Below are 11,045 nucleotides of genomic sequence, written 5' to 3' on the forward strand. Positions count from 1 at the left end.
CCAGTCAACGTGGTATTCCTTGCCCTCGGCGGGAGCGCCGAAGAAGTCGGTGATCTCCACGGAGTCCGCGGTAATGGTGACGATCTGGTCCTGGCCCAGTTCCACGGCACGGCGGGTGTAGTCGATGAAGCCGGAGACGTCGGAGCCGAGGAAGTTCTCGCCTTCGCCCAGGCCAACCACCAGCGGGGAGTTGCGGCGGGCAGCTACGACGACGTCGGGCTGGTCTGCGTGGACGGCAAGAAGGGTGAAGGCGCCTTCGAGGCGCTGGCAGGCCAGGCGCATCGCTTCGGTGAGGTTTCCGCCGTCGCCATTGAGCTCGGTGCGGAAGATATCGCCCACCAGTGCGGCAGCAACCTCGGTGTCGGTCTCGGACTCGAAGGTAACGCCCTTGGCCAGGAGTTCCTGCTTGAGTTCGGCGAAGTTCTCGATGATGCCGTTGTGAATAAGTGCAAGGCGGCCGCCGTCAGAGAGGTGCGGGTGCGCGTTGCGGTCGGTCGGGCCGCCGTGGGTGGCCCAACGGGTATGGCCGATGCCGGTCAGGGATTCAGGGACTGGATTTGCTTCCAGTTCACTGATCAGGTTGCTCAGTTTGCCGGACTTTTTACGGGACGAGATTGTCCCGTCAGCCACCACTGCGACGCCTGCGGAGTCATAGCCGCGGTACTCAAGACGACGCAGCCCTTCCACGACGACGTCAAGGGCGCTGTGACCAGCTGCCTTGCGAGACGAATTGCCAACATAGCCTACGATTCCACACATGGGTACAAGCCTAACGGCTAGCGCAAACAACTGACGTGGGACATCCCAGCTCCTCCCCTTGCCAGTATGATGTCCGCCCCCCACAATTCACCCTCCCGTCGTCGCGCATTTCCTGTTCCGCCGCGTGGAGGGCAGAATCATGAGCGTGACTTTGCAACGCACCGAAGCTAACGGCGACGGCGCTTCCCCCTTTGTAGAACTGGACCGTCAAACATGGTCCAGGCTTGCAGCGCAGATGGAGCAGCCCCTCAACGAAGAGGACATCTTCCGCCTCCGCGGCCTCGGCGACCCCCTGGACATGAAGGAAGTCAGGGAGGTCTACCTCCCGCTTTCCCGGCTTCTGCACCTGTATGTAGAGGCTTCCCACCAGCTTCACGCGGCCACCACCACCTTCCTGGGCGAACAAACCCAGCGCACGCCGTTTGTGATCGGAGTGGCCGGCTCGGTGGCCGTGGGCAAGTCCACCATTGCCCGTGTACTGCGCGAAATGTTGAGGCGCTGGCCCGGAACTCCCAACGTGGAACTCATCACCACCGATGGCTTCCTCTATCCCCTGGCCGAACTGAAGCGCCGCCACCTCCTGGAACGCAAGGGATTTCCCGAGTCCTACGACAGGCGGGGCCTCCTGCGATTCGTCTCGGAAGTCAAAGGCGGCGCAGAAGAAGTCCGCGCACCGTGGTATTCCCACGTAACGTACGACATCGTGCCAGGCAAGGAAGTGGTGGTGCGGCGTCCCGACGTCCTGATCGTGGAGGGACTCAACGTCCTGGCACCCGCACGCCCCCGCATGGACGGCAAGCAAGGACTGGCAGTCAGTGACTTCTTCGACTTCTCCATCTACGTGGACGCGAAGACCTCCTACATCGAGGAATGGTACGTGGACCGTTTCCGGAAATTGCGCACCACAGCCTTCGCGCAGCCGGAATCCTACTTCCACCGTTACGCCACGTTGTCCGATGATGACGCCGAATCGACCGCACGCGGCATCTGGAAGCGGATCAACGAACCCAACCTTGAAGAGAACGTGCTGCCCACCCGCGGCCGCGCCCAACTGGTTCTGACCAAGGACGCAGACCATTCCATCCGCCGGATGCTGCTGAGGAAGGTCTAGCGTGGGCGGGCCCAGGCAGCTTCCCAGCCGGCGCGCTTTTGCAAGCCTGATCACTGCCGGCGCCGGAATGGCAGCGGTGGCCGCTTGCACGCCGGAGAAGGCCGCCCCCTCCCCTGCTGCGGCCAATGCCGCCAGCGGAGCCGCTACAGCTTCGGCAGTGCCCTCCACCGCCGTCGCCTCCAACCCAGCCACGGGAACCGCAACCGCGGCGCCCAGCGCTGCGTCCCCCACTGCGACAGCATCCAGCTCGGCGCCCTCCAGCGCCGTTGCGCCGCAGCACTCCCTCACCGACCCCACCAGCCCATGGGTGGTCGTCAACAAGCATCGCCCCCTCAGCCCCCAGGACTTCGTCCCGGCCGACTTGGTCCAGCCGAACGTCCGCCTCGCCGTCAGCGGCGAAGCCTCCCTGCTCAACAGCACGACGGCGGCTGCCGCGGAGAAGATGTTCGGCGCTGCGGCCACCGAGGGCATCGTCATGACCTTGGCTTCGGGCTACCGTTCCTACTCCACGCAGGTAGCTACGTACGGCGGCTACGTTGCCGGCACCGGCCAGGCCGCAGCCGATCGCGCCTCAGCCCGGCCAGGGCACTCCGAACACCAGACCGGCTGGTCCTTCGACATTGCCGACGGCGGTGGAGCCTGCAGCTTCCAGCCATGCTTTGCCGAGCAACCGGCCGCGGTCTGGGCCAAGGCGAACGCCCATAGGTTTGGATTCGTGGTCCGCTATCCGTGGATGTTCCACGACACCACCGGCTACTTCTACGAGTCCTGGCACCTGCGTTATATCGGCGTGGAAGCGGCAACCGACATGGCCACCCGCGGCATCCCGACACTGGAAGAGTACTTCGGGCTGGAAGCAGCCCCGGATTACCTGTAGCCCTTAAACGACGCCGGCCCGGCCCCTGCCAGGCAGGGGGCGGGCCGAAACTCGTTCAGGCTTCTTAGACGGCCATCTCGCTGTTGGCGCCGAGGCGTTCCTTGACTACGGCGGCAAGGCTGTTGCAAATGCGCTCAGCCGTTTCCATATCAGCGGCTTCCACCATCACACGGACCAAAGCTTCAGTACCTGACGGGCGGAGCAGGACACGGCCGGTCTCGCCCAGTTCCAGTTCCGCTGCAGCCACAGCGGCCGCCACGCCTTCGTCTGTTCCAGCACGGGCCTTGTCCACGCCCTTGACGTTGATCATCAGCTGCGGGAGCTTGGTCATCGCGGTGGAGAGTTCCTTGAGGCTGCGGCCTGTGAGGGCAACCTGCGCTGCGAGCTGCAGGCCAGTCAACACACCGTCACCTGTGGTGGCGTAATCGGAGAAGATCACGTGTCCGGACTGTTCCCCGCCAAGGTTGTAGCCGCCGTCGCGCATTTCTTCCAGGACGTAACGGTCGCCGACTCCGGTTTCGCGGATGGTGATACCGGCGTTCTTGAGGGCGATCTTGAGGCCGAGGTTGCTCATGACCGTCGCCACAAGGATGCTGTCCTTGAGCTTTCCGGCGTCGTTGAGGGCCAGTGCCAGGATGGCCATGATCTGGTCGCCATCCACTTCGTTGCCTTCGTGGTCTACGGCGAGGCATCGGTCGGCGTCGCCGTCATGGGCAACACCAAGATCTGCGCCGTGCTTAACAACGGCTTCCTTCAAGGGGCCAAGATGGGTGGAACCCACACCTTCATTGATGTTCAGGCCGTCCGGCTCTGCGCCGATCACTACGACGTCCGCGCCGGCGTCCTTGAACACCTGGGGCGAACAACCGCTCGCTGCACCGTGGGCGCAGTCCAGTACGACCTTGAGTCCGTCCAGTCGCTTGGGAAGCGTGCCCAGCAGGTGCACGATGTAGCGGTCTTCGGCGTCGGAGAAGCGCTGGATGCGTCCGACGTCGGCTCCTACGGGGCGCTGCGGCTCTTTGCCAAGCTGCGCCTCGATGGCGTCTTCGACGTGGTCCGGGAGCTTCTGGCCGCCGCGGGCGAAGAACTTGATGCCGTTGTCCGGCGCGGGGTTGTGGGAGGCCGAGAGCATGACGCCGAAATCGGCGTCGAGGTCTGCCACCAGGTAAGCGGCCGCGGGGGTGGGAAGGACACCGGCGTCATAGACGTCGATTCCGGAGCTTGAAAGCCCCGCTTCCACAGCGGCGGCGAGGAACTCGCCACTCGCCCTGGGGTCCCTGGCGACCACGGCGCGGGGCCGCTTGCCGTCGGTTGTGCGGTCATGGCCGAGTACGACGGCGGCGGCCTGGGCAAGCTGCATAGCCAGCTCGGCGGTGAGCAATCCGTTCGCGAGACCGCGCACGCCATCTGTTCCAAATAATCTAGACATCGGCTCAAGTTTAGACGACTGCGGGACACCGTCAGTTCAGTAGCGTGTCGGAGCGTCACATGAGGGGCCTACAGGGCGCGTGTTAACGGCGAAAGCCCGCCCCGCCATAGTGGCGGAACGGGCTTTCGATACCCCGGTGAAGGGGGCAAGCGGATTAACGCTTGGAGTACTGCTGAGCCTTGCGTGCCTTCTTGAGACCAGCCTTCTTACGCTCGATGACGCGGGCGTCACGGCGCAGGTAACCGGCCTTCTTGAGGGTGGCGCGGTTGTTGTCGACGTCGATCTCGTTCAGCGAGCGGGCAACACCGAGACGCAGTGCACCGGCCTGGCCGGAGATGCCACCGCCGTGGATACGGGCGATGACGTCGTAGGCGCCTTCGAGATCAAGGATCTTGAAGGGCTCGTTGACGTCCTGCTGGTGCAGCTTGTTCGGGAAGTAGTTGTCCAGCGTGCGGCCGTTGATGGTCCACTTGCCGGAACCCGGAACAACGCGAACGCGTGCAACGGCTTCCTTGCGACGGCCAACAGCTGCACCGGCAACGGTCAGTGCCGGGCGCTCCTTCTTGGGCGCATCTTCAGCAGATGTGCTTTCAGAGGTGTAGCTGGTGAGGGTTTCCTCAGCCTCGACGGCTTCGGCGGTCAGTTCTTCGTTCTGAGCCACGGTTCTCCTTGTAATAAAAAGTTTAGTTGGTGGCCAGGACTACTGGGCGACCTGGGTGATTTCGAAAGTCTTCGGCTGCTGTGCAGCGTGGGGGTGCTCAGCGCCACGGTAGACCTTGAGCTTGCCCAACTGCTGTGCAGCGAGAGAGTTCTTGGGGAGCATGCCCTTGATGGCCTTCTCAACAGCGCGAACCGGGTTGGATTCCAACAGCTCGGCGTAGTTGACGGAGGTCAGGCCGCCCGGGTAACCGGAGTGGCGGTATGCGCGCTTCTGCTCCAGCTTGGCGCCGGTGAGGGCAACCTTTTCAGCGTTGATGATGATGACGAAGTCGCCCATGTCCATGTGGGACGCAAAGGTCGGCTTGTGCTTTCCGCGCAGCAGTGTTGCGGTCTGGCTGGCAAGACGACCAAGGACAACGTCGGTGGCGTCAATGACGTGCCACTGGCGGTTGATATCGCCGGGCTTCGGGGTGTACGTACGCACGGTTTTGCCTCGTTCTTGTTCTGGCGTTCATGTTTTAGGCGACACGCAGTGAGGCGTGTACCTACTATGTATGCGCTACCGGAGCAGAGGTGAGGGCTCTATGTACCAGTCATCCCGGAATCTCGAAATGCCTTAGGAGTTAGCGATCCTGCAACTGGATCCCCCGGAAGGCATGTGTCATCGAGATAGGACACGCACAACGACTATAAACAATACCTTCAACGGGGCGTCCGGGTCAAAATGGGGTAACCGCCCCCGGGGGCCGCGCACTGATTGAGGGAGAGCACATGACCAACGAGGCCGCCTTTCCCTTCATTATGGCCGTCGCCGGGCTCCTCCTGACCCCGGCCCTTGAGTGGCTCATCTGCCGGCAGCTCCCGCGACTTGGCGGACTCCCCTCCCCCAAGGTCCGGATCACAACGGCGACTGTCACCTCGCTGCTGTTTGGCTTGCTCGCTTTGCGGTTCGGCTTTTCTCCGGAGTTGCCGGCATTCCTGTTATTGGCATTGCTGGGCGTTCAACTTTCGCGCATCGACTTTGCGCTGCATCTACTGCCTAATGCCCTCATAGTGCTCCTCCTTGGGGGCGGGCTGCTGCTCCTCGCCGCCTCCGCGGCCCTTGCCCCTGGATGGCTGGAACTCTTCCGGGCCCTCGCCGGAGGGGCCATTTTGTTCGCAGGCTACTTAATTCTTGGACTTCTTTCGCCTGGAAGCATCGGAATGGGCGATGTAAAGCTCGCCGCACCCCTGGGGCTGTACTTGGGGTACTTGGGTTGGGAGCAAGTACTCTTCGGGGGACTACTGGGATTCGTGGTGGGCGGGGTGCTCACGGTACTGATGTTGCGCCTGCGACGCGCGGAAAAACCCACAGAAACGGCTCACGGCCCGGCCATGATCATCGCCTCCCTCGGCGTTGCCCTGGTCATGAACTGACGCATCTTAGTACGCGCTTACCAACCCCTCCGCAGGTCCCCATAACAATAAGGCGCCTGTCTAAAACAAGTAGTTTTGGCCCCTTTTTCCTCCAAAACTGAGTACTTCATGCCTTCGGTGCATGCAGGCGAGTAGCGCCCCTCCCGGTAAATCGAGTACGGCTACGCATTGTCGCAGCTGCCTCCCAGGGTGAATTCTTATCTCATCGAATTCCGAACCGCTAAAGGCAACATGGGGGTAGTTCGGAAGTCGAAGCAAATTCCGATAATTTGCTGGACCTATAACCCAATTCGCAAATATTTTTTCTGGGAAGGAAATTCCAATGTCTGCACTCATGCTTTCCATCACTTCGTACATCGCCGGCGTCAAGACCCGCTTCACCAAGGAGGAGAAGGGCGCAACGATGGTTGAATACGGCCTCATGGTCTCCTTGATCGCAATTGTCGTGATCGCCGGTCTTCTGATTTTGGGCCCCGCCATCCGCGATCTCTTCATCGGCGTTGCCGGCCGACTCTAGGTTGAGCTTTGACTGCGCTGGCGATCTAGTCGCCGGCGCGGTCAATCCTCCTCTTTAACGTCACATTTGCTTCCGCGATTCTGGGCCTGGGAGACGCTCGTGAAAACGAAAGAGAAAGAACGCGGCGCAGTAGCCGTGGAAATGGCAATCATCCTGCCGCTCCTACTGCTGATCCTGATCGGGGTCATCGAGTTCGGTCGGGCATTGAACGTCCAGGTTTCACTCACTCAAGCTGCTCGTGAGGGTGCCCGTTTCGCAGCCGTTCATTACCAGGACGGAGCACTGGACGTCACAGGAACGGCCCTCTCGTCCGCACCTTCCCTGGATGGTCTGGGCGTGTCGGTCAGCGACAACGCGTCAAGCTGCGCTCCTGGCTCCACTGTCACGGTGACTACCAGTGTCTCGCTGCCCTCGATGTCGGGATTCCTCGACTCAGGCTTCTTTGGCGCTCCAGGTATCTTTCCGCTCAACATGACAGGGGTAGGGGTAATGAGATGCGGTGGTTAGCAGGAATCAGTCGGCGGATCCGGGCAACAACAGCAGAGGAAGATTCGGAGCACGGCGCAGCCACAATAATGGTCGCCGGCATGATGGTGGTCCTGCTTGGCTTTGCCGCTCTGGCCGTGGACGTCGGAGCCCTCTATGCGGAGAAGGCACAGCTCCAGAACGGGGCTGACGCAGCCGCCCTGGCCATCGCCACTGACTGCGCCGGCGGCAGCTGTGGAAGCAGCACAGCCACGGGAAACCAGTTCGCCAACGACAACTCCAACGACAACACCAGCGGTGCTGTCGTAACTTTTCCAGCCGCCACCACCGTGCGGGTGGTCACCAACTCCCGCGACACAGCGGGGCAAGACAGCTTCTCGTTGTTCTTCGCACGGGCCATGGGCTTCAACACCGCAAATGTTGATGCCGCAGCCGAGGCATCCTGGGGTGCTCCATCCTCTGCGAGTACTCTTCCGTGGACGGTCAGCGAGTGTGTTTTCAAGAAATACCTCTCACCAACGCAACTGGCATCGCTGAATTCCACCGGCACTTTCACCGGCGACCCTGTGCCGACTCATATCCTTCTCCGCTATGACGAGAACACTCCGACCGTGCCGGGGTGTGCGGCCCAAAATGGATACCAACCCGGCGGCTTTGGTTGGCTGGTAACCACTTCCGGCTGCTCTACGGACATCGATCTCGACATGACGGTCAATGGTCAGACTGGAAACCATTTCCCGAATGCCGCTGCGTGTAGTTCCGTACTCTCAACCATCATGGATGAGCCCGCCCTCATCCCCCTTTTCAGCACAGCAACCGGCAATGGAAGCAATGCGAAGTACACCTTGATCGGGTTCGCGGCATTCCAGGTGACCGGCTACAAGTTCAGCGGCTCTGGGGCCGTTGTCGATCCCCTTGCTCCAAGCTGCAACGGAAATTGCCGAGGACTCCAAGGGTATTTCTCCCGCTTCGTCTCGCTCGAAGAGGGCATGCAGGCTACCGAGGGAACCCCGAATTACGGGGCCTCTGTTGTCACGCTCACTGAATAGCCGGCTGACATGCCGCTGTTCTGGAATCCGAAAGAATCAGAGGAGTAGAAGTGAAAACACGCCTACTGGGAGGCATTGCAGCACTGCTTTTGGCAGTCATAGGCACCGTTTTGCTGGTTACCTACGTACAGGGAGCCGACAAGCGGGCGCAGCAAGGGCTTGATCCCGTCACCGTACTTGTTGTCAAAGAACGCATCCCTGCCGGCACCAAGGCAGAGGAACTGCAGGCCAAGGTCAAGACCGAGACCTTGCCGCAGTCGGCAGTCGCACCGGGCACCATCAGCGCCCTCAATGATCAGAACGGCAAAGTAACGTCCGCGGATCTACAACCTGGGGAACAACTGCTGGGCGTCAAACTGGTGGATCCCAAAGAACTCGCGCCAGGCACAGTACCGGTCCCCGAAGGCTTGCAGGAATCAACATTTGTTCTTGCACCCGAACGAATCCTGGGTGGTCGGATTGAGGCCGGCGACACCGTCACCGTGTTTGCCTCTTTCAAATTGGATGAAGCTGTTCCCGCAGGGGCAAACCTTCCTGTTGGCTTGACCGGTTGGAAGGATTTCACAGAACTGCTCTATCACGACGTTTTGGTCACTGCCGTCCAGCAAGCGGCACCTGATGCTGAGAAATCAGCGGGAACCGACAAAGGTGTGGCACTTCCCAATGGCTCCGCCTACGTCACGGTCGCCCTCAGCGATGCCGACGCCACAAAGATGGTGTTTGGCGCCGAATTTGGCACCCTATGGCTCTCCAAGCAGTCTGACAAAACTGTCAAGAGCGATCCTCCCACCACCACCTTTGGAGGGCTGGTCCAATGAGCCGCTTCGTAGCCATCACCGCCGTCCGTGATTTTGAAGGACGCGTACGGCAAGCCATCAGCGGCGCACTCCACGGAGAGCTGCAAACGCTGTCTCCGACGGTCCTCCAATCCGGCACCGACGAGATCTTCAAGCAGCTGACAGGTGCTCCGCCAGAAGTCATGATCCTTGGTCCAGGCGTCAACCCTGACGATGCTTTCAAGCTGGCCACAGTGATCGACCTCCAATACCCGGAGATCAGCCTCCTGATGGTGGCTGAGCCCAGTGCCGACATTGTGCTTAAGGCCATGCACGCCGGGGTCAGGGATGTAGTGGCGCCGGAAGCTGAGGTCAATGAACTCCGCGTCCTCCTGGAGCGCGCTTGCTTGGCATCCGCGAGCCGGAGACGAGGGATGCAGCCTGCCGCCGAATCCGGACAGGAACGGGGCCGGGTCATTGCCGTCATGTCGCCCAAAGGTGGGGTTGGCAAGACGACGGTGGCAACCAACCTGGCTATCGGGTTGGGAACACTCGCGCCGATGAGCGTAGTGATCGTAGATCTCGATTTGCAGTTCGGGGATGTTGCCTCGGGTCTCTTGCTGGAACCGGAACATTCCATCACCGAGGCCGTCCATGGAGCTGCAGCCCAGGACTCCATGGTCCTCAAGGCGTTCCTAACAGTCCACCCGGCTGGAATCTATGCCCTCTGTGCCCCGCAAAAGCCGTCCGATTCGGACTACATAACCGCCGAACATGTAACCCGGCTCATCAACCAGTTGGCAACAGAGTTCAAGTACGTCGTGGTGGACACAGCACCAGGCCTTGGCGAGCATTGCCTGGCCACCCTGGAGTTGGCCACCGACGGAGTCTGGGTGTGCGGGATGGATGTGCCCAGCATTAGAGGCCTACGGAAATGCTTCAGCGTTCTCAAGGAACTTCAGCTATTGCCACAAGGCCGGCATACAGTCTTGAACTTCGCGGACAGGAAGAGCGGCCTTTCAGTCCAGGATGTCGAAGCCACCATAGGGGTTCCCATTGACACGGTGATCCCCCGGTCCCGCACGCTCCCCTATTCCACGAACCGGGGAATTCCTGTACTTCAAGGGACTGCCAGGGACGCGGCCATCAAGGGTCTTAGGAAGCTGGTTCAGCGTTTTGACCCGCGCCTGGAATCCACGCCTCAGAACAAACTGCACCGGAGGGTGGTGGTGTCATGAAACTCTCGGAGAGGCTTTCGAAGAACAATCCTTTTGCTGTCAACGAGACCATCGAAGCATCGTCCGGACAAGCGGTGGCCGGTGATTATGAGGCTGCATCGGGCCCTGCAGTACCGGGGCCCTCCGTTCCGATGCTGGGCGGCGCTCCCTCAGTTCCCGTTGTCGACGCCCTCTCGGGGCTGAAACAACGCGCTGCTTCGGCACTATTTACTCGAATGGGATCAAGGATCGGGGATACGTCTTCCTCCGAGGAGGACCTCAGGTCTTTCGCAGTGGATGAACTGTCAGCGGTTATTGATGATGAACAAGTCCCGCTGTCTCCCGAGGAACGCCGTAGGTTGATCCGTGAGATTTCCGACGAAGTGATGGGCTATGGGCCGCTCCAACGCCTGCTGGAGGACCCCTCAGTCACTGAAGTCATGGTGAATCGCTTTGATCAGATTTATGTGGAGCGTCACGGTCATCTGGCCCTGACCGAGCTGCAGTTCAGTTCGGATGATCACCTGAGGAAGGTCATTGAACGGATCGTCTCCAAGGTAGGACGCCGCATCGATGAATCATCTCCCCTGGTGGATGCCCGGCTGGAAGACGGATCCCGTGTCAATGCGATTATTCCTCCCCTGGCAGTCAACGGCCCCTCGCTGACCATCAGGAAATTCAGCCATGTTCCCCTCACTGTGGCCAACCTGATCGAGTGGGGGTCCATGACCCAGGAGATGGCGGAGTT

The 11,045-nt window shown here is 60.9% G+C and carries 12 protein-coding genes and 1 pseudogene; 9 read left to right on the top strand and 4 right to left on the bottom strand.

What is annotated here, in order from left to right; genetic code table 11:
* Window positions 1-759: pseudogene (locus HP499_RS14715) on the bottom strand (glutamine--fructose-6-phosphate aminotransferase); the annotation flags it as partial.
* A gap of 139 nt (window positions 760-898) precedes the next feature.
* On the opposite strand from HP499_RS14715, the gene coaA reads away from it, so the two are divergent.
* Both coaA and HP499_RS14725 read left to right on the top strand, forming a co-directional pair.
* A complete protein-coding gene (gene coaA / locus HP499_RS14720) occupies window positions 899-1,870 on the top strand; it encodes a type I pantothenate kinase (RefSeq protein WP_011775550.1) in 972 nt (323 codons plus the stop codon).
* Between the two features lie 67 nt (window positions 1,871-1,937).
* Window positions 1,938-2,747 carry a D-alanyl-D-alanine carboxypeptidase family protein gene (locus tag HP499_RS14725; RefSeq protein WP_172324902.1) on the top strand — a complete coding sequence of 270 codons (810 nt, stop codon included), beginning with the start codon at window positions 1,938-1,940 and terminating at the stop codon, window positions 2,745-2,747.
* A gap of 64 nt (window positions 2,748-2,811) precedes the next feature.
* On the opposite strand, the gene glmM is transcribed toward HP499_RS14725, so the two are convergent.
* From glmM to rplM, 3 genes are all read right to left on the bottom strand, one after another.
* Complete coding sequence (glmM, locus tag HP499_RS14730) at window positions 2,812-4,176, bottom strand: phosphoglucosamine mutase (RefSeq protein WP_172324889.1); 1,365 nt, start codon at window positions 4,174-4,176, stop codon at window positions 2,812-2,814.
* Between the two features lie 154 nt (window positions 4,177-4,330).
* A complete protein-coding gene (rpsI, locus tag HP499_RS14735; protein WP_035760464.1) occupies window positions 4,331-4,837 on the bottom strand; it encodes a 30S ribosomal protein S9 in 507 nt (168 codons plus the stop codon).
* Between the two features lie 39 nt (window positions 4,838-4,876).
* Complete coding sequence (rplM, locus tag HP499_RS14740) at window positions 4,877-5,320, bottom strand: 50S ribosomal protein L13 (RefSeq protein ID WP_024817563.1); 444 nt, start codon at window positions 5,318-5,320, stop codon at window positions 4,877-4,879.
* A 287-nt stretch (window positions 5,321-5,607) separates the two neighbouring features.
* On the opposite strand from rplM, the gene HP499_RS14745 reads away from it, so the two are divergent.
* The 7 genes from HP499_RS14745 to HP499_RS14775 all read left to right on the top strand — a co-directional run.
* Window positions 5,608-6,252: a prepilin peptidase gene (locus HP499_RS14745; protein WP_172324891.1), complete on the top strand. Its 645-nt coding sequence runs from the start codon at window positions 5,608-5,610 to the stop codon at window positions 6,250-6,252.
* 322 nt (window positions 6,253-6,574) lie between these two features.
* Window positions 6,575-6,769, top strand: coding sequence for a Flp family type IVb pilin (locus HP499_RS14750; RefSeq protein ID WP_253951601.1), 195 nt, complete (start codon window positions 6,575-6,577; stop codon window positions 6,767-6,769).
* Window positions 6,770-6,868: 99 nt separating this feature from the next.
* Entirely contained in the window at window positions 6,869-7,276 is a 408-nt protein-coding gene (locus HP499_RS14755; RefSeq protein WP_172324893.1) for a TadE/TadG family type IV pilus assembly protein, read from the top strand.
* Window positions 7,264-8,304, top strand: a complete 1,041-nt coding sequence (locus HP499_RS14760) for a pilus assembly protein TadG-related protein (protein ID WP_172324895.1) — start codon at window positions 7,264-7,266, stop codon at window positions 8,302-8,304. The genes HP499_RS14755 and HP499_RS14760 overlap by 13 nt, the downstream gene beginning before the upstream one ends.
* Window positions 8,305-8,354: 50 nt before the next feature.
* Window positions 8,355-9,122, top strand: coding sequence for an RcpC/CpaB family pilus assembly protein (locus HP499_RS14765; protein ID WP_172324897.1), 768 nt, complete (start codon window positions 8,355-8,357; stop codon window positions 9,120-9,122).
* The gene (locus tag HP499_RS14770) at window positions 9,119-10,318 is read left to right on the top strand and encodes an AAA family ATPase (protein WP_172324899.1); all 1,200 of its coding nucleotides are present in this window, start codon (window positions 9,119-9,121) and stop codon (window positions 10,316-10,318) included. Before HP499_RS14765 ends, HP499_RS14770 begins: the two co-directional genes overlap by 4 nt.
* On the top strand, window positions 10,315-11,045 hold a 731-nt coding region (locus tag HP499_RS14775; protein ID WP_172324900.1), incomplete at its 3' end, for an ATPase, T2SS/T4P/T4SS family. The genes HP499_RS14770 and HP499_RS14775, both read left to right, overlap by 4 nt.

The organism is Paenarthrobacter sp. CM16, from assembly GCF_013179505.1.
In the GTDB taxonomy this organism is placed as follows: Bacteria; Actinomycetota; Actinomycetes; order Actinomycetales; family Micrococcaceae; genus Arthrobacter.

Bases quoted from the DNA above. Each gene is read 5' to 3' on its own strand.
- coaA (WP_011775550.1), top strand. From the start codon at position 899: ATGAGCGTGACTTTGCAACGCACCGAAGCTAACGGCGACGGCGCTTCC.
- HP499_RS14725 (WP_172324902.1), top strand. From the start codon at position 1,938: ATGGCAGCGGTGGCCGCTTGCACGCCGGAGAAGGCCGCCCCCTCCCCT.
- glmM (WP_172324889.1), bottom strand. From the start codon at position 4,176: ATGTCTAGATTATTTGGAACAGATGGCGTGCGCGGTCTCGCGAACGGA.
- HP499_RS14745 (WP_172324891.1), top strand. From the start codon at position 5,608: ATGACCAACGAGGCCGCCTTTCCCTTCATTATGGCCGTCGCCGGGCTC.
- HP499_RS14750 (WP_253951601.1), top strand. From the start codon at position 6,575: ATGTCTGCACTCATGCTTTCCATCACTTCGTACATCGCCGGCGTCAAG.
- HP499_RS14760 (WP_172324895.1), top strand. From the start codon at position 7,264: ATGCGGTGGTTAGCAGGAATCAGTCGGCGGATCCGGGCAACAACAGCA.
- HP499_RS14770 (WP_172324899.1), top strand. From the start codon at position 9,119: ATGAGCCGCTTCGTAGCCATCACCGCCGTCCGTGATTTTGAAGGACGC.